13 protein-coding genes are annotated in these 17,385 nt (G+C 67.9%); 7 read left to right on the forward strand and 6 right to left on the reverse strand.

What is annotated here, in order from left to right:
- The first annotated feature begins 34 nt into the window (after positions 1-34).
- The 7 genes from ACSQ23_RS05750 to ACSQ23_RS05780 are packed head-to-tail and all read left to right on the forward strand — an operon-like array spanning position 35 to position 8,568.
- Positions 35-958, forward strand: a complete 924-nt coding sequence (locus ACSQ23_RS05750) for an ABC transporter permease (protein WP_197421061.1) — start codon at positions 35-37, stop codon at positions 956-958.
- Between the two features lie 25 nt (positions 959-983).
- Positions 984-1,961, forward strand: coding sequence for a sugar-binding transcriptional regulator (locus ACSQ23_RS05755; RefSeq protein WP_436090019.1), 978 nt, complete (start codon positions 984-986; stop codon positions 1,959-1,961).
- A complete protein-coding gene (locus ACSQ23_RS05760) occupies positions 1,958-2,944 on the forward strand; it encodes an aldo/keto reductase (protein ID WP_436090020.1) in 987 nt (328 codons plus the stop codon). The genes ACSQ23_RS05755 and ACSQ23_RS05760 overlap by 4 nt, the downstream gene beginning before the upstream one ends.
- Positions 2,941-4,656, forward strand: a complete 1,716-nt coding sequence (locus ACSQ23_RS05765; RefSeq protein ID WP_436090021.1) for a glycerol-3-phosphate dehydrogenase/oxidase — start codon at positions 2,941-2,943, stop codon at positions 4,654-4,656. The genes ACSQ23_RS05760 and ACSQ23_RS05765 overlap by 4 nt, the downstream gene beginning before the upstream one ends.
- Entirely contained in the window at positions 4,632-5,471 is an 840-nt protein-coding gene (locus ACSQ23_RS05770) for a class I fructose-bisphosphate aldolase (protein ID WP_436090022.1), read from the forward strand. The genes ACSQ23_RS05765 and ACSQ23_RS05770 overlap by 25 nt, the downstream gene beginning before the upstream one ends.
- A gap of 2 nt (positions 5,472-5,473) precedes the next feature.
- Positions 5,474-6,964: an FGGY-family carbohydrate kinase gene (locus ACSQ23_RS05775; RefSeq protein ID WP_436090023.1), complete on the forward strand. Its 1,491-nt coding sequence runs from the start codon at positions 5,474-5,476 to the stop codon at positions 6,962-6,964.
- Positions 6,964-8,568 (forward strand): GMC family oxidoreductase, encoded by a 1,605-nt coding sequence (locus ACSQ23_RS05780; RefSeq protein ID WP_436090024.1) that lies wholly within the window; start codon positions 6,964-6,966, stop codon positions 8,566-8,568. The genes ACSQ23_RS05775 and ACSQ23_RS05780 overlap by 1 nt, the downstream gene beginning before the upstream one ends.
- Positions 8,569-8,596: 28 nt before the next feature.
- On the opposite strand, the gene ACSQ23_RS05785 is transcribed toward ACSQ23_RS05780, so the two are convergent.
- From ACSQ23_RS05785 to ACSQ23_RS05810, 6 genes are all read right to left on the reverse strand, one after another.
- Positions 8,597-9,412: an efflux RND transporter periplasmic adaptor subunit gene (locus ACSQ23_RS05785; protein ID WP_436090025.1), complete on the reverse strand. Its 816-nt coding sequence runs from the start codon at positions 9,410-9,412 to the stop codon at positions 8,597-8,599.
- Between the two features lie 2 nt (positions 9,413-9,414).
- A complete protein-coding gene (locus ACSQ23_RS05790; protein WP_436090026.1) occupies positions 9,415-11,409 on the reverse strand; it encodes a prepilin peptidase in 1,995 nt (664 codons plus the stop codon).
- Entirely contained in the window at positions 11,402-13,546 is a 2,145-nt protein-coding gene (locus ACSQ23_RS05795) for a peptidase M50 (protein ID WP_436090027.1), read from the reverse strand. The genes ACSQ23_RS05790 and ACSQ23_RS05795 overlap by 8 nt, the downstream gene beginning before the upstream one ends.
- Before the next feature lie 7 nt (positions 13,547-13,553).
- Positions 13,554-15,425, reverse strand: a complete 1,872-nt coding sequence (locus ACSQ23_RS05800; RefSeq protein ID WP_436090028.1) for an efflux RND transporter periplasmic adaptor subunit — start codon at positions 15,423-15,425, stop codon at positions 13,554-13,556.
- Positions 15,426-15,437: 12 nt separating this feature from the next.
- The gene (locus tag ACSQ23_RS05805) at positions 15,438-15,740 is read right to left on the reverse strand and encodes a DUF3467 domain-containing protein (RefSeq protein ID WP_055873839.1); all 303 of its coding nucleotides are present in this window, start codon (positions 15,738-15,740) and stop codon (positions 15,438-15,440) included.
- Positions 15,741-15,839: 99 nt separating this feature from the next.
- On the reverse strand, positions 15,840-17,168 hold the full coding sequence (locus tag ACSQ23_RS05810) for an outer membrane protein (protein ID WP_436090029.1): 1,329 nt from the start codon (positions 17,166-17,168) through the stop codon (positions 15,840-15,842).
- Between the last annotated feature and the right edge of the window lie 217 nt (positions 17,169-17,385).

The following is a 17,385-nucleotide window of genomic DNA, read 5'->3' on the forward strand; positions in this document are numbered from 1 at the left end:
GCGGTCCGGGCTGTCGCTGGGGCGGTTCGGCGCGATGCGCGAGGCCGGCCTCATCGTCATCATCCTCGCGCTCTGCGTGGCGATGAGCTTTGCCTCACCGCACTTCGCCACGTGGGGAAACCTCCGCGCTATGCTGATGAGCTTTTCGATCGAGGGCATCGTCGTGGTCGGCATGACGGTACTGCTGATCGTGGGCGGCATCGATCTCGCGGTCGGCTCGGTGGTCTGCTTCGCCATGGTGGTCGGCGGCTCGATGTTCCTGATGGGGCTCGACCCCTGGACGGCGAGCCTCATCGCCATCGCCGCCAGCGCCCTGGTCGGCGCCGGCATGGGCTTTTTCGTTACCGTCGTCGGGCTCAACCACTTCATCACCTCGCTCGCTGCGATGGTGATCGTCCGCGGCCTCTGCCTCGTCATCACCAAGGGCACGCCGCTGTCGCTGTTCACCCTGCCGCCCGAGTTCAAGGCGATCGGCCAGGGCGAGTTCCAGGGCGTGCCCTACGTGATCATCATCTTCGTCGCGATCGTCGTGCTGTTCGATTTCCTGCTGCGCCGCGCCACGGCATTCCGCAAGGTGTTCTACACCGGCTCGAACGAGAAGGCGGCCGAGTATTCCGGCATCCGCACCCGCCAGGTGAAGTTCTGGGTGACGGTGCTGTGCTCGACGCTCGCCGGCCTCGCCGGGGTCATCTACATGAGCCGGTTCGGCGCGGCGACGCCGACCTTCGGCGTCGGCATGGAGCTCAACATCATCGCCGCGGCGGTGATCGGGGGCGCCTCGCTGACCGGCGGCGCCGGCACCATCTTCGGCGCCATCCTTGGCATCGCACTGCTCTCGGTGGTGACCTCGTCGCTGATCCTGCTCGATGTGTCGGTCTATTGGCAGGACATGATCAAGGGCTGCATCCTGTTGGCTGCCGTCTCGATCGATCATTTCCTCAACCGCCGGAAATCCTGACCTCCCGGCGAGAGAAAGTACTCCCATGGCCCCCAGTTCCACCCGCGACGACATCGCCGCAGCCCGCCAGATGCATCAGGCGCTCGTCATGCACTTCGTCGAAGGCCAGACCCAGGCGGAGATCGCGACAGTCCTCGGCATCAGCCATGCCACCGTCAACCGGCTGATCAAGCGCGGCCGGGCGCTCGGGCTGGTCGAGATCAAGATCAAATCGCCGATCGAGCACCTGGTGGGCATCGAGGAACAGCTCTGCGCCATTGGCGGCATCAGCCGGGCCCTCGTCGCGCCGACAGTGTCGGACAATCCGCAGACGACGTTGCAGAGCGTCGGCACCGTGGCGGCGAACCTGGTGCTCGACCTGATCAAGGACGGCGACCGGCTCTGCGTCACCGGCGGCAAGGGTTTGAGCGCGCTGATTGCCGGGATCAAGCCACCCCGCCGCTATGATGTCGAGGTGGTGCCGGCGACCGGGCTGGTGCAGGGCAAGCACTATACCGACGTCAACCACATCGCGACGACGCTGGCCGACAAGCTGGGCGGCCGCGCCTATCAGATGCACGCGCCGTTGTTCGCCGACAGCGAGGCGGAGCGCAGCATGGTGATGAGCATGCGCTCGGTGGGCGAGGTGTTGCGGCGGGCCCGCGAGGCGGACCTCGCGATCGTCGGCATCGGCTCGATCCTAAGCGACGATTCCAGCTATTACGACCTGCTCCCCACCTCGTCGGACGACCGGCGGGATATCGAGCGCTCGGGTGCGGCGGGCGAACTGCTGGCCCACCTGATCGACGCCGAGGGCCGGCTTGCCGACTACGCGCCCAACCGCAACCTCGTGGCGCTGACGCTCGAAGAGCTGGCCGGCATCCCGCACGCCATCGGCGTCGCCAGCGGCCCTAACAAGGCCGCGCCGATCCTCGCCGCCATGCGCGGCAACCATCTCGACACGCTGGTGACCGACGAGGCCACCGCCCGCAGCGTCATTGCACTTTCCGAGGCCCGTTCGTGACTCAATTGACTCGCCTGATCGGCCGCTCCGGCATTTCTGCATCGGCCGTCGGCCTTGGTACCTGGGCCATCGGGGGCTGGATGTGGGGCGGCACCGACGAAGCCGCCGCCATCAAGGCGATCGAAGCCTCGATCGATGCCGGCATTTCGCTGATCGATACCGCCCCGGCTTACGGCCTCGGCCGCAGCGAGGAGCTGGTCGGCGCGGCGATCCGCGGCAAGCGCGACCAGGTGGTGATCGCCACCAAATGCGGGCTCAACTGGCGGCACGGCAAGGGCAACCACTTCTTCGACGAAGCCGGCAAGCCGGTGCACCGCTATCTCGGGGCCGACGGCATCGCCTGGGAGGTCGAGCAGAGCCTCAAGCGGCTCGGTACCGACCATATCGACCTCTACATCACCCATTGGCAGGACCCGACGACGCCGGTCGCCGAGACGATGGCGGCACTGCTCGAGCTGAAACAGGCCGGCAAGATCCGGGCGATCGGGGCGAGCAATCTCGATGCTGCGGAGCTTTCGAGTTACGTGGCCGCCGGGCAGCTCGACGCGATCCAGGAGCGATACTCGATGCTCGATCGCGGCATCGAGCAGACGCTGTTGCCGATCGCGACACGGCATGAGGTCGCGACGCTCAGCTATTCCTCGCTGGCGCTGGGGCTGCTCACCGGCACAGTGTCGGCAGAGCGCCAGTTCACCGGCGACGACCAGCGCCGCGACGACCCGCGCTTTTCGGTCGAGAACCGGCGCCATGCGCAGGGTTTTGCGGCCGAGATCGCGCCGCTCGCGGCGGCGAGAAACGCCAGCGTGGCGCAGCTGGTGATCGCCTGGACGCTGCAGCAGCCCGGCATCACGTTTGCGCTCTGTGGGGCGCGCAACCCGGCGCAGGCGATCGACAATGCGCGCGCCGGTGAACTGGTGCTCGGCAGCGACGAGCTGACAGTCATCGACCGGGCGGCAACAGCACACCTCGTGGCCATCGCATGAACCGGGCGGACGGCATCGCGCGCCTCAAGGCCCGGCCGGCGATGTCGGTGCTGGTGATCGGCGGCGGCATCAACGGCATCTCGGTCTATCGCGAACTCGCCCTCAACGGCGTCGACGTGGTGCTGGCCGAAAAATCCGACTTCTGTTCGGGAGCGAGCGCCGCGCTGTCGCGCATGGTGCATGGCGGGCTGCGCTATCTGGAGAATGGCGAGTTCAAGCTGGTGCGCGAGAGCCTCTTAGAGCGCGACCGCTTGCTGAAGAACGCGCCGCATTTCGTCGCGCCGCTGCCGACCACGGTGCCGATCTTTGATACGTTTTCGGGGCTGCTCAACGGCGCCTTCCGCTTCCTCGGCCTGACCCGGCAACCGGCCCGGCGCGGCGCGGTGGTGATCAAAGCCGGGCTGACGCTCTATGACCTGTTCACCGGCGGCCGGCGCGCCCTGCCCGCGCATGAGTTCCGCTCGCGCGGCGCGACGCTGAAGCGCTGGCCGGCGCTCAACCCGGCGGTCACGGCATCGGCCACCTATTTCGACGCCTGGGTCAGCCGGCCGGAGCGGCTCGGCATCGAGATGCTGCGCGATGCGGCGGGTGACAATGCCATCGCGCTCAACCACGCGGAGATTGCCCGCGAGGGTGGCGGGCTCGTGCTGCGTGACCGCATCGACGGCGCGAGCGTGCCGATAGCGCCACAGCTGATCATCAACGCCACCGGCGGCTGGATCGACCTCACCAATGCCGCCATCGGCGCCAGCAACGCCCCGATGCTGGGCGGTACCAAGGGCTCGCACCTGGTGATCGCCAATGCCGAGCTCACCCAGGCGCTCGACGGGCACATGGTCTATTACGAGAACGAGGACGGCCGGATCTGCATCGTCTTTCCCTATCTCGGCAATGTGCTGGTCGGCTCGACCGACATTCGCGTCGACGATCCGGACAGCGTGCGCTGCGACGATGACGAGCGCGACTACATCCTCGCTTCGCTGGCGCAGGTGTTCCCGACCATCCGCATTGCGCATGACGAGATCGTCTTCCGCTTTGCCGGCGTGCGTCCGCTGCCGGCCAGCGCCGACAGCGTTACCGGGCGCATCCCGCGCGATCATTTCTGCCAGATGGTCGAGGGCGCGATCCCGACACTCTGCATGATCGGCGGCAAGTGGACCACCTTCCGCTCCTTCGGCGCGCTGGCCGCCGATATGGTGCTCGAGCGCCTGGGGCTGGTCCGCACTGCCGATACCGAGGACCTGCCGATCGGTGGCGGTCGCGACTTTCCGGCCGATCCCGGCGCGTGGTCGGCGATGGTGGCCGCTGACACCGGCGTTGCGCCTGGCCGCGTCGCGCAACTCATGGAGCGCTACGGCACCGGCGCGAGGCCGGTGGCCGCCGAGATCGGCAGCGGCAGCGACCAGCCCATCCCGGGCACCGGCTACTCGCGCCGCGAGATCGACCACCTGATCCGCACCGAGCAGGTGGAGACGCTCTGCGACCTGCTGCTGCGCCGCACCACCATCGCCATTACCGGGGCGCTGTCGATGGCCGCCATCGACGCGACGCTGGCGCAGCTGGGCCAGTCGAAGGGTTGGGATACCGCCCGGCGCGCAGCAGCCCGCGCCGCATGCCTCGCCGAGCTCGCCGAACGGCATGGGCTCGACGACGCCACCCTCATTTCTCGCAATCCAGGGACCGCCGAATGGCAAACCACAAAGTCCGCATGAACCGACTGTTCGGCCAGGGCCGCTGCCTCGATGTCGCCATCGACCATGGGGTGTGCAACGAGCCGAGCTTCCTCGACGGGCTCGAGGATATGCCAGCCGTCGTCGCCGCCCTCGTCAAGGCGGGGCCGGACGCCATCCAGATGAACTACGGCCAGGCCGACCTGCTGCAGGAGGTGCCGGGTAAGCAGAAGCCGGCGCTGGTGATGCGGCTCGACATGGGCAACCCCTACAACAAGCAGCGGCACCGCTCGATGTGGGCGCTGTTGCAGAACGAGGCGGAGCCGTTGATCGGCGCGCTGCAGCTGGATGCCGCGTGCGTGGTGGTGAACCTCTTCATGCTGCCCGACGAACCGGACCTGTTCCGCCAATGCGTCGCCAACATTTCGCGGGTGCGCGCCGACTGCGAAAAATACGGCATGCCGCTGATGATCGAGCCGCTGGTGATGCAGGGCAATTCCGAGCGCGGCGGCTACATGGTGGATGGCGACGCCGAAAAGATCGTGACGCTGACCCGGCTCGCCCGCGAAATGGGCGCCGATATCGTCAAGGCCGACCCGACCAACAATGCCGAGGACTTCCACTGGGTGGTCGAGGCGGCACGCTGCCCGGTGCTGGTGCGCGGCGGCGGCAAAGAGGACCTTCGCGCCGTGTTCGACAAGTCCGCTGCGCTGATGCGGCAGGGCGCCCTCGGCATGGTCTATGGCCGCAACATCTACCAGCACGCCAACCCGGCCGCCGTGGTGCGCGGGCTGATGGCCATCATCCACGACAACGCCAGCGGCGCCGAGGCCTGGGCGCGCTACCAGCAGGGCTGACCATGACCGACTATCTCCTCGGCCTTGATGCCGGCAACACCGTCATCAAGGCGATCCTGTTTGATACCACCGGACGCGAGCTCGCCGTCGCGGCGCTCGACGGCCAATCGTCGATGCCGGCGCCGGGCCAGGTCGAACGCGACCTCGACGAACTCTGGCGCAACGCCATCACGGTGATCCAGAGCTGCATCGAGAAGTCAGGCGTCGATGCGCGGGATATCCGCGCCGTCGGTTGCGCCGGGCACGGTAACGGGCTCTATGCGCTCGACCGTGCCGGCAAGCCGCTGCTCGGCATCCAGTCGCTCGATACCCGCGCGGCCGGCCTCGCCGGTGAGTGGCATGCTGCCGGGGTCGGCGACCGGGTGCTGCCGATTGCCCGGCAGAAGCCCTGGGGGGCGCAGACGCCGACGCTGCTCGCCTGGATCAAGCGGCATCGCCCCGACCTCTACGCCGAGATCGGCACGGTGCTGCTGTGCAAGGATTTTGTCGTCGGCCGGCTGACCGGCGCCCGCGTCACCGACACGACCGACATGAGCGGCTGCGGGCTCTTGGCCATTCCGTCGCGCCGCTACTCGGCCGAGCTGTTGGCGGCTTATGGGCTCGAGGACGCGCTGCCGCTGCTGCCCGAAGTGCTGGAGAGCAGCGACATCGCGGGCCGCGTCACCGAGGACGTGGCGGCGCTCACCGGCCTCGCTGCCGGCACACCGGTGGTCGCCGGGTTGTTCGACGTGGTGGCGAGCGCCGTGGGTTCGGGGGTGACCGCGACCGGCGCCGCCTCGATCATCGCCGGCACCTGGAGCATCAACCAGGTGATCTGCGATGCGCCGGTCGATGATGGCAGGGTGTTCATGCAGTCGAGCTTCGATCGCAGCCGCTGGCTCGCCATCGAATCGAGCGCCACCTCCGCCGCCAACCTCGAATGGATCGTGCACCAGTTCATGCACGACGAAGACAGGCCGTTCGACAAGGCGGGCGAGCTGGTGGCGTCGGTCGACGCGGCGGCCGATGTGCCGATCTACCACCCCTACCTCTATGGCGCGCCGTGGGACGGCAACGCTCGCGCCGGCTTTTACGGCATCGCCGGCTGGCACACCAAGGCGGACCTGATGCGGGCGCTGTTCGAGGGCGTGGCCTTCGGGCATCGCGGCCATGTCGAGGTGCTGCGGCGCGCCGGGATCGGCATCCGCGATGTGACGCTGTCGGGTGGCGGCTCGCGCAGCGCTGTGTGGCCACAGATGTTCGCCGATATCCTCGAGTTGCCGGTGACGGTGGCGCGCGGACGCGAGACCGGAGCGCTTGGCGCGGCGATCGCGGCGGCGACCGGGGTGGGCCTGTTCCACGACTATGCGGAGGGCGCCCGGGCGATGACCGCACCGGCAAAGCAGTTTGCGCCCGACCGGGAAAGCGGCTCGCATTATGCCCGCCGTTATGGCCTCTATGAGCAGCTGGCGCGCGCGATGCAGCCGGTATGGGCGGAAATGGGCCGGCAGTAGTGACTGAGAGTTTTGGGACCTTCGACTATATCATCGTCGGCGCAGGTTCGGCTGGGTGCGTGCTGGCCAACCGGCTGAGCGTCAACCCGCGTAACCGTGTGCTCTTACTCGAGGCGGGTGGCAGCGACCGCTACCACTGGGTCGATATCCCGATCGGCTATCTCTACACGATGGGCAACCCGCGTACCGACTGGATGATGCGGACCGAGCCGGAGCCTGGGCTCAACGGCCGTTCGCTCAACTATCCGCGCGGCAAGCTGCTGGGCGGCTGCTCATCGATCAACGGCATGATCTATATGCGCGGCCAGGCCGCCGACTATGACGGCTGGCGACAGATGGGCAATGCCGGCTGGGGCTGGGACGATGTGCTGCCCTACTTCCTGAAATCCGAGGACCACCATGGTGGCAGCTCGGCGCAGCATGGTGGCGGCGGCGAATGGCGGGTGGAGCAGCAGCGGCTGAGCTGGCCGATCCTCGATGCGTTCCAGGCGGCGGCCGAGGAGCTCGGCATTCCGCGGGTCACCGACTTTAATGCCGGCGACAATTTCGGCTCGGGCTATTTCGAGGTGAACCAGCGCGCCGGCGTGCGCTGGAATACTTCGAAGGCCTTCCTGCGCCCGGCGGTGAAACGGCCCAATCTTCAGGTGCTGACCGGCGCCGAGACCGAGGCCATCCTGCTCAACGGCAGCAAGGCCACCGGCGTGCGCTTCCGCCACCGCGGACGGCTGGTCGAGGCGACGGCCGGGCGCGAGGTGATCCTGTCAGCCGGGGCGATCAACTCGCCCAAGCTGCTCGAGCTCTCCGGCATTGGCCGGCCCGAGGTGCTGGGGCGGCTCGGCATCGCGGTGCGCCACCAGCTCAATGGGGTGGGCGAGAACCTGCAGGACCACCTGCAGATCCGCACCGTGTTCAAGGTGAAGCACGCGAAGACGCTGAACGGGCGCTACCATAACCTCGTCAGCCGCGCCGGCATGGGGCTCGAATATGCGCTCAGGCGCTCGGGTCCCCTGTCGATGGCGCCGAGCCAGCTCGGCATCTTCGCGCGCTCGAACCCGCGCCTGGCGACCCCCGACCTCGAGTATCACGTGCAGCCGCTGTCGACCGACCGGCTGGGTGAGCCGCTGCACCGCTTCGAGGCGGTGACGGTGTCGGTATGCAACCTCCGCCCCGAGAGTCGCGGCACCGTGCACATGGAGAGCCCGGAGCCAGCGGCGGCGGCAAAGATCCGGCCCAACTACCTCGCCACCGAGAACGACCGGCTGGTCGCCGCCAACTCGATCCGCCACGCGCGGACGCTGATGCGGACCCGGGCCGTCGCTCAGTTCGAGCCGGAAGAGTTCCTGCCCGGCCCCGGGTTCGAGGACGATGCCGACCTCGCGAGGAAAGCCGGCGACATCGCGACGACGATCTTCCACCCGGTCGGCACCTGCCGGATGGGCGATGACGCCATGGCGGTGGTCGACAGCCAATTGCGGGTCCGCGGCCTTGCGGGGTTGCGGGTCGTCGATGCCTCGATCATGCCGACGATCGTCTCGGGCAATACCAACTCACCGGTGATCATGATCGCCGAGAAGGCCGCCGACAGCATCCTCGCCCGGAACTGATCAGGGCGACAACGTTGTTGCGCCGGGCTCAGCTGTCCCCGAGATCGAGCCGGCAGCGTTGCCCGCCGGGGATGGTGCTGCCGGGGTTGGGCAGTTCGACGCGAACACCGAAAGTGTTGGATGCCGTGTCGAAGACCGAGTCGACGACGATGATCCGGCCCTTGAGCTTGACCGGTTCCGGACGGTCGATCTCCACCGCGACGTCGGCGCCGAGCTTAGTGCTCGCCCACAATTCGGTGGGCAGATAGGCATCGACCAATAGCGGATCGGTCTGGACGATGGTGGCGATGATCGAGTCCTGGCGGACGAATTCGCCGACCTGGGTATCGATCGAGGTGACGACGCCAGCGATCGGCGCGTGAATGGTCATCCGATCCAGCATGGCCCGTTGTCGCACCAGCTCCTGCGCGGCCAGTTCGGCCTTGCGCTCTTCCCCGGCGAGATCGAGCCGGGTGATCTCCACTGCCGCCTCGAGCTCATCGATCCGCGAGCGGGTGACCGAGCCGGACTCGAGCAGGGCGCGGGAACGCTCCAGCGTTGCCAGCGCCACGTCGAGCCGCTGACGTTGCGCCGCGATCGCCTCGCCGGCGTCGGCTTCGGTTTCGGCAAGGCGGACATTGGCCTCCTCGACGGAGGATTCGAGCCGCGCTACCGGCTGGCCGGCTTCCACCGGGTCGCCGCGCCGCACCTTCATCTCGGCGAGGAGCCCGGTGACCGGGCTGCCGAGCTTGACCGTGCGCGCCGGGCTCGCCACGCAATCGAACAGACCTGCCGTGCTTTCCTGCGCCACGACCGGGGCCGCGAGGGTGAAACCGAGCAACAGGCAGAGAGCGGCGGGCCGCATGCTTATTCTCCACGTCCTGAGAAGGCGAGGGTCTTGGCCTGTTGCGCGTCGCTGCGCAAGAGCGACCGCCGCATGCCGGCATGGGTGCGCTCGAGACGCAGCTGGGCCAGGTTGATGCAGAACGCCGCGCCGCGCGAACCGAGCACCGCCAAAACGCCGCGCGCCATGCCGGCCAGCCACTTGCCGCCGCCATCGACGAGGATCGGATCCTCGACCGACAGGATCGGCTCGAACCGGCCACGTTGCCCCTGGCGGCCGCTGCGCCCGGCCAACTGCCGGTCGATGCGGCGCGCTTCGTGCCGCTCGATCATCACCACATGCAGGCCGCCCAATTCCTCGACGCCGGGGCCGAGCTTGATGTCGGTCCCCCGCCCCGCCATGTTGGTGGCGATGGTGATGGCGCCGCGATTGCCGGCCCCAGCGATGATCTCGGCTTCGGTTGCATCCTGCCGGGCGTTGAGCACCTGATGCGGCAGGCCCGCCTCCCCGAGGCGCTTGCCGGCTTCGATCGAAGAGGCGACCGACCGCGTGCCGATCAGCACCGGGGCGCCGCGCTCATGCAGTTGGCGAACCCGCTCGATGACGGCCTGCCAGTGGCGCTCGGCCGAACCATGGACGCTGGCGGGCACCGTCACCCGCTGGAGCTTGCGGTGGGTGGGGATGGGGACGACGTCGAGACCATAGACCAGCTTCAGTTCGCCGGCGACCTGGCTTGCCGTGCCGGTGAGCCCGCCCAGATACTGGTAGCGGCGGAAGAAGCGCTGGTAGGTCATGCGGGCGAGCGTCCGCCGCGCTGCGCTCGGCTCCAGCCCTTCCTTGATCTCGACCAGCTGGTGCAGACCGTCGCTCCAGCTGCGGTCGGGCATGGCGCGGCCGGTATGCTCGTCGATGATCACCACCTTCTTCTCGCGCACCATGTAGTGGTGGTCGCGATGGAACAGCCGGATGGCCGAGATCGCCTGGCGGATCAGCTCTTCGCGCCGGATCACGCCGCGCCACTGCTCACCGCGCCCCTGGGCGAAATCGGCAATGGTCTCGCGGCCGGAGGGCGTCAGGCCGACGCGATGCTCGAGCGCCACCACCTCGTAATCGCGCCCCTGCTGCAGCAGCTCGGCCAGCCTGAGCGCTTCCTGGGCCGCGGCAAGGTCGAATGGCAGTGGGGCACTTTCCGAGATGATCAACGGGGTGCGCGCTTCGTCGACCAGCACGCTGTCCGCCTCGTCGACAATGGCAGCGACGAGGCCGCGCATCCGGAGCTTCTTCTGCCGGGTGTCTTCGCCTCGCAACGCCTCGAAGCGCAGCCGCGTGTCGCCGTCGTCATCGCCGAGCACCAGCCGGTCGCGCAGCGCGTCGAAGGTCAGTTCCTTGTTGGTGCAGTAGACGATGTCGGAGGCATAGGCGGCCTGCCGCTCGGCCAGCTGCTGGCCGGAAACGACGATCCCGAGCGTAAAGCCGAGCCGGCTGAACAATGGCTGGCCGAGTTCGGCATCACGCTCAGCGAGATAATCGTTGACGGTGACCACATGCACGGGCCGCCCGGCAAGGGCGGTGAGGGCCGCGGCCATCGCGGCGGTCATGGTCTTGCCCTCGCCGGTGGCCATTTCGGCGATGTGCCCGGCCATCAGCGTCGCCGCCCCGAGGAGCTGCACATCATAGGCGCGATTGCCGAGGGTGCGTTGCGTCACCTCGCGGATCAGCGCCAGCGCCTCGGCGCGCAGCGGCATCTTCTCGACGCCATGGCGCCGGAGGCGCATCGACACATCGCGGGCCGCCCGGTCGAGAGCCGCGTCATCGAGAGCGGTGAATCGCCGCTCCAACTTGCCGGCGACCCGCACGGCATGCTGCAGCGCCAGCAGGTGGCGGCGAGCGAAGGGCAGGCTGAGGCGCGCGAGCAGCGCATGGGCGTGCTTATCGAGCCCCTTGCGCTCCGGCGGCAGCACCACCGGATAGGGCTTCAGCGCCGGCAGCGCGAAGCTCGAGGCGGGCGCGTCAGGCACCGAACACCCGCAACAGCGTCTGCCGTATGGCGCGCTGCAGCCTCTGGTAGGCCGGCTCGGCGCCATGGTCGAAGCGCACATAGGCGCGCGCGCCATAGGCGAGGAGGCCCTCGGGGCGCCTGGTCGTGACGTCGATCACGAACAGCCGTTCGAGCGCCACGGGCGTGCCGTCGGCGCTGTGGGTGACGGCGATATCGCCGCCGGCCCGCGCGGCGAGGGCGAGGCTGGGCAGGTCGTTCTGCCCGGTCGGCACTTCGCGGGTGACGCTGCCCGGCAACGCCGCGCCCGGATCGAAGGAATAGCGCACCTCGACCCCATCGGTGCGCGCCCGCACCAGATCGACCTCGGATTGCGGGATCACCACGCGCACGATCGGGTCTTCCGAGCTCACCACATAGCCCAGCAGTTCGCCCTGGCGGACATAGCGACCGACAAGGTTGGGGCCAACAGCGATGAACCGCCCGCCGGCCCGGGCGGCAACCAGCAGCGCCGCCTCGCGCGTGTCGAGATCACGGCGCTGCGCCTCGACGTGGTCGCGTTGCTGCAGCGTCTCGGCTGCCTGCACACGATCGGTGAACTGCAGGGCCTCGTAGCGCAGGCTGAGCTCGGCGAGACGCGCGTCGATCACGGCGCGCCGGGCCGCGATGCCGGCATCCTCGAGCTGCAGCAGCGGCGCGCCGGCGGCGACGCTCGCCCCATCGGCGGCCATGAACTCGGTGACGATCCCGGCCGTACCGGCCCGCACTTCGTCCTCGCCCGGCAGCCAGACGACGCCCTGCGCCACCGTTGCATAGGGCAGCGGCAACAGCCCGACCAGGATCACGCACAAAGCCAGCGCCGCGCCGCTCACCGTCAGGGCGCGCCGCCGCTTGTTGTGCAGGGCAGGCGACGAGAACAGGTAGCCCAGCATCTTGGCCGCCGGGATCACGAATGTGGTGGAGAGCGTGAGGATCGCCAGCAGCACGCCGATGAAGAACAGCTGGGTGGCGATGAGCAGCGCAATGCCGAGGCTCAAGACGATGCGATAGATGAAGGCGAGGATGGCATAAAAGAACAGCCAGACCCGCTCCGAGGGCTCATGCGAGGGGTTCTCGGTCTGGGTCAGCCCGAAGGCATAGCGCTGCACCAGGTAGCCGACATAGCGATTGGCCCGGGTGGCGAGATTGGGGATCTCCAGCCAATCCATGAACACGTAATAGCCGTCGAAGCGGAGCAGCGGGTTGCCGTTGAACAAGAGCGTCGAGACGCCGCCGATCAGCATGACGCTGAAGGCGATTTCGCGCGCCAGCCCGGGCTCGGCGCTGGCCCAGAAGATCGCCGCGAGCGCGGCGAGGCCGAACTCGACCATGATGCCGGCGCCGCTGACCACGATGCGCTGCCACTTGCTGGCGAAGGCCGTGGCAGCGGTGGCATCGACATAGGGCGCCGGCACGAGGATCAGCAGCATCAGGCCGAACTCGTGCACATGGCCACCGAACACCTTGGCGGCATAGGCGTGCCCGGCTTCGTGCAGCGCCTTCACCACCGGGTAGGCGAGGGCGATCATCGCCAGGTTCCCGGCGCTCATCAGCTGACCGCCGGCGGCGGCCTGCAGCGCGCCCCAGTTGAGCGCGACGACGACGAGGCCTGAAATCACCAGTGCGATCCAGGCGAGGAGGCCGTAGACGGTGAAGATCGGCCGCACCAGCCAGGCGGTGGCTTCGAGGAAGCGGTCCGGATCCCATAGCGGCATGCGCAACGCCAAGGGGTTCTTCAGCCGCGACATGACGTTGCTGCGCGCGGTCTTGGCGGAACGCTCCGCCAGCTCGGTGAAATCCGGCGGCAGTTCGGTCTGCAGCAGGTCGGCGGCGTGCAGCTGCGAGAGCAGCAGGATCATCTCATCCTGGGTCGGTGGGTCGTCGCCGGCCTTCTGGCCCACCATGTCCCAGATCTGTTCCATGCTGCGCCGGCCATCCATCAGCGCCACAGCCAGGTTGGCCGCGGACGACAGCCGATGGAACTTGCCGTTCTGCTGGTCCTCGAGCACGTACCAGATGCGGCGCCGGAAGCGCTGCCGGTGGATGCGCGCCTGGCCGCGCAGCCGCGGCTGCAAGCCACTGACGCGATACCACGAGGAGCTGAACAGCGACTGGGCCATGGCGCGCCTACGGCACCAGCCGCCACCAGACGAGGCCCATCCAGTCGAGGAAGGGCCTGAGCCAGATGGCGATCACCGGCCGGCGATCGATCGCCACCCGGGCCACGCCGGTCATGCCGGGGCGGAGCCGGGAAAGATCGCCCGATATGGTGGCCTCGACCCGGAAGCCGACGCCGCCGGCGTGTTCCAGCGCCACCGGGGTGATCCGATCGATGACGATCGGGATGGGTTCTTCGGGCAGCGAGGCAAACACCGCCTCGCCGGGCTGGCCGACCGTGAGCTCACCGATATCGCGTTCGCCGACGGTCACCACGACGCGATATCCCGAGAGCGGCGAGAGTTCGAACAGTGTCTCGCCGCGCCCGACCGAGGCGCCGATCCGCTGGCTGAGGTCCCCGCGCACCACCAGCCCATCGAATGGCGCGATCAGCCGGGTGCGGGCGATCTGCTCGTCGATCAGGCGGATCTGCGCGTCGGCCTGCTCGATCTGGGTTTTGACGATGTTGATATTGGCCGGCTGCCGTGAGGCCAGCGCCCGGTCATATTCGAACTGATGCTGCTGGCGCTCGGTGACCCAGCGCAGCCGTTCGAGGCTGAGCTCGCGATCCTCGAGGCTGGCGAGTTCCTGCCCGGCCTTGACCAGGTCGCCGGCGCGGGCGGATGCGGTCTGCACGTAGCCATCATAGGCGGAGACCACGGCGCGCCGTTCGGCCGGCTCGAGCTGCGCGTCGGCGACGACATGGAACGTATCGGTCCAGAACGACAGCACCGCCACCACGATGAGCGCTAGGAGCGCCACCACTTTGCGGCCCAGGTGCCCGGGGCCGAGCAGCCTCTGCAGTTGCTGGGTCAGGCTGTCCCAGGCTTTGACCACCAGCCAGCGGTCATTGCGGCGCTTCTCGGTCAGCACCGGGCCGAGGGCGGCCGCCACGACGCTGAGCAGGCGCACCGTCTCCTCGTCGAACGGCTGCTCGATCGGACGCTCGAAGCAGATGGCGCCGGCAAAGCTGTCGACTACCAGCAGCGGCACGGTGAGGATGTTGCCGCCCTTGTGCGCGGCGGCGAGCGCGGCATGCGCCGTGGTGAACACCACGTCCTCGGGGGCCGGCGGGTAACGCAGGATCGACTTCTGGTCGATGGCCTCGTCCATCGCGCCGCCGATCTGCTGCACCAGCTGGATGCGGGTGGAGAAGGTCGAGGTGTGCGAGATGGCGGCGACGCGGGTACGACCCCAGCGCACAAAGCCGAGGCTGACGCGCGAGCAACCGAAGCGCAGCGCCATTTCGGTCACCGCCGCCAGCGCCGCGGTGCGGAAATCGCCCCGGTCGACCACGGTGGCGAGCAGCTCGAGCGTGGCGCGCGACCGGTCGCGCTCCCCGCGCAGGTCCGCATCGCCATCGCGCTGGAAATACTCACGCAGCCAGGCGATGCTCCATTGCAGCTGGCGCATCTGCCGCGCCGGCGCCTCGGCATCGTCATCATCGACGCTCAGCGCCACCACGGCGACGGCAACGGGCTTGCCGCCGGCCTCCACCGGCTGGGCAATGACCCGGCGCGATCGCGCGCCGCGACCAGCCTGGCGCAATACCGGACGCTGCTCGGCAACCGCCAGGGCGGCGAGGCTTTCGAGATCGGCAATCGCCGCGTTGGCCGGCCACATCGCCAGTGGCTTCAGACCGCCGGCCGCGATCTCGAACACGGCGCTCGAACGCACGCCAGCCAGTTGCTGCGCCTGCAGGGCCAGGAAGGCGGCGGCGAAGCCCTGCGGCTCGTCCGAGCCCAGCAGCTGCCGCCAGAGCGCGCCGTCAGAGGAACCGGCAGGCCGCGTGACGATTTCGGCCTCGTCCCGATCCTCCAGCGCCTGGCGTCTGTCGCTCATGACATGTTGTGCTTATTCGACCTCGAGCGTGCCGTAGCGGCGCTCGTGCTCGCGCAGGACATTGGCGAGAATGGTCGAGAGGCGCTTGGCGGCAAGCGGGGTCAGGATGATGCGGTTGGACAGCTCCACCGTGACCTGCCCACCGGACTCGGCGTTCCAGGTGCGGTTGGTGCCGAAGAAGATATCCACCTGCTCGCGGGTGCCCTGCACGTTCACCACGTTGGCGAACTGCGTCTGCATGGCGTCTTCGCGCCACACCACCCCAGCCTTGGCCGCATCAGCCGGAGCTGCCTCAGGGGTCGGCTTCCTCGCCATGTCTCATCCTCCACGCGCAAAGTGCCGGAGGCTAACATCTCGCGACGAAGCCGTCTCGTCCCGGCGATGTCAAAGGGTTACCGGCGGCGTACCCGCCGGTCAGAAGTGGTACTTCAGTGTCACCTTGCCGGTGAGCAGGGTGGGCCACAGGTCGACCTGATCGCCCTGGGTATTTTCTGTCATGAGCGGGCTGGTCGCCTTGGTATAGTTCCCCTCGACGCCAAGCGTGACCTGATCGGCGATCGCCGTCTCGACACCGAGGCCAAGCTGGACAGCGGGCAACAGCGTGCTGGCGCCGCCGTTCAGGGCAAAGAACTCCTCGTCGGCGTGGGTGTTGATGCCGGCGATGCCCGCCTTGGCATAGACCAGCGTCGACGGGTTGGTCTTGTAGCCCAGGCGCGCGCCGGCGCTGATCACCGTATCCACCGTCGCGAACTCGGTGGGCGCGTCCACGACGGGTGAGTTGCCCGCTGCATCGTCAAACACCAGCGGGGTGTAGTCCAGGTTGGCCATCGCCCCGATGACCCAGCCATTGCCGATGTCGAAGTCGTAACCGAGACCGACGCCGATCCCCACGCCCTCGCTCCAGAACGGGCCGACGTCGGCCCCGGGGACATAGACATCGCGCTCCATGCTGGCGGCGACCGCCAGGGCGGAGACCGAAACGTTCGGGCCGGTGAAGTCGAAATCGATCTGGGTGGGATCCTCGACCATGTGGCCGAGTCCGTCGTCGAAGCGGAACTTGAGGCCGGCCGTGACCGCGAGGTAGCGCGGCAGGAATGACGTATCGTTCGAGACGAGATATTCATCGAACGCGCTGAAGTAGCGCACGTCCACCGTTGCGCTGAGCAGGTCGGTCAGTCGTGTCTCGGCGCCCACGCCGACAACGAGCCCAGATGCGCGTCCTGTTTCATCGTCGAGGCCGGCGAAGGCCGAGAAGCCCGCCGAGCCGAAGCCGAGTACGCCATAGACCTGTGTCCCAGGCGCGACGAGGTAGCCGAGTTTGCCGGTCAGCGAGAGTGTGTCCTGGAAGCGGTACAGATCGGCCCCAAGCGCATCCTCGTAGGGCGAGAATGCTGCGTTGAACAGGTCGTAGCGTAGCTCAATGCCACCGACCAGGTTGGAACCGAGCATGGTGTCCCAACCAAATGCGATGCCCGCCGTCAGACTGGGTTTCGAAAACTGGTAAAGCTCGGGCGGATCGACATCCGGATCGTAATCCACGCCGATGATGGTCGGCCCGAGATGGGCGCCGACATAGAAGCCGGTAGACGAACCCACCACCGGGAGCACCGCGATCGGCGTCTCCTCGATGATCAGGTCGGCGGCAAAGGCCGGCAATGCGGTCGTCGCGAGCAGCGCGCCAAGTAAAGTTCCAGTCAATATCCGCATAGTATCGCCCCCAACACCCGCAATGGCGGCGATCATCGCAGCATGACGCCGGACTCAGCAAGCCCCGATACAGTCATATTCACCTGAACGGGCCGGACCTTGGTCGGCGTGGCACAGCTGCAACACCCCACCCGGAGCTCCCCGGGTGGGGCCCGGAGCGCCTTCCGGAAAAGCTGCAGACTTTCCGGTTCGAAGGCGCGACCAAATCAAAGACCTGGAGTATTTCACCGATTCAACGAAACGGTGAAATACT

This window comes from Devosia sp. LjRoot16, assembly GCF_964252795.1.
Lineage (GTDB): Bacteria > Pseudomonadota > Alphaproteobacteria > Rhizobiales > Devosiaceae > Devosia_A.

What these genes read in the sequence shown, in the direction of transcription:
- ACSQ23_RS05770 (WP_436090022.1), top strand. Translation starts at nt 4,632, where the DNA reads ATGGCAAACCACAAAGTCCGCATGAACCGACTGTTCGGCCAGGGCCGC.
- ACSQ23_RS05750 (WP_197421061.1), top strand. Translation starts at nt 35, where the DNA reads ATGCGCGAGGCCGGCCTCATCGTCATCATCCTCGCGCTCTGCGTGGCG.
- ACSQ23_RS05785 (WP_436090025.1), bottom strand. Translation starts at nt 9,412, where the DNA reads ATGCGGCCCGCCGCTCTCTGCCTGTTGCTCGGTTTCACCCTCGCGGCC.
- ACSQ23_RS05800 (WP_436090028.1), bottom strand. Translation starts at nt 15,425, where the DNA reads ATGAGCGACAGACGCCAGGCGCTGGAGGATCGGGACGAGGCCGAAATC.
- ACSQ23_RS05805 (WP_055873839.1), bottom strand. Translation starts at nt 15,740, where the DNA reads ATGGCGAGGAAGCCGACCCCTGAGGCAGCTCCGGCTGATGCGGCCAAG.
- ACSQ23_RS05775 (WP_436090023.1), top strand. Translation starts at nt 5,474, where the DNA reads ATGACCGACTATCTCCTCGGCCTTGATGCCGGCAACACCGTCATCAAG.
- ACSQ23_RS05795 (WP_436090027.1), bottom strand. Translation starts at nt 13,546, where the DNA reads ATGGCCCAGTCGCTGTTCAGCTCCTCGTGGTATCGCGTCAGTGGCTTG.
- ACSQ23_RS05810 (WP_436090029.1), bottom strand. Translation starts at nt 17,168, where the DNA reads ATGATCGCCGCCATTGCGGGTGTTGGGGGCGATACTATGCGGATATTG.
- ACSQ23_RS05765 (WP_436090021.1), top strand. Translation starts at nt 2,941, where the DNA reads ATGAACCGGGCGGACGGCATCGCGCGCCTCAAGGCCCGGCCGGCGATG.
- ACSQ23_RS05755 (WP_436090019.1), top strand. Translation starts at nt 984, where the DNA reads ATGGCCCCCAGTTCCACCCGCGACGACATCGCCGCAGCCCGCCAGATG.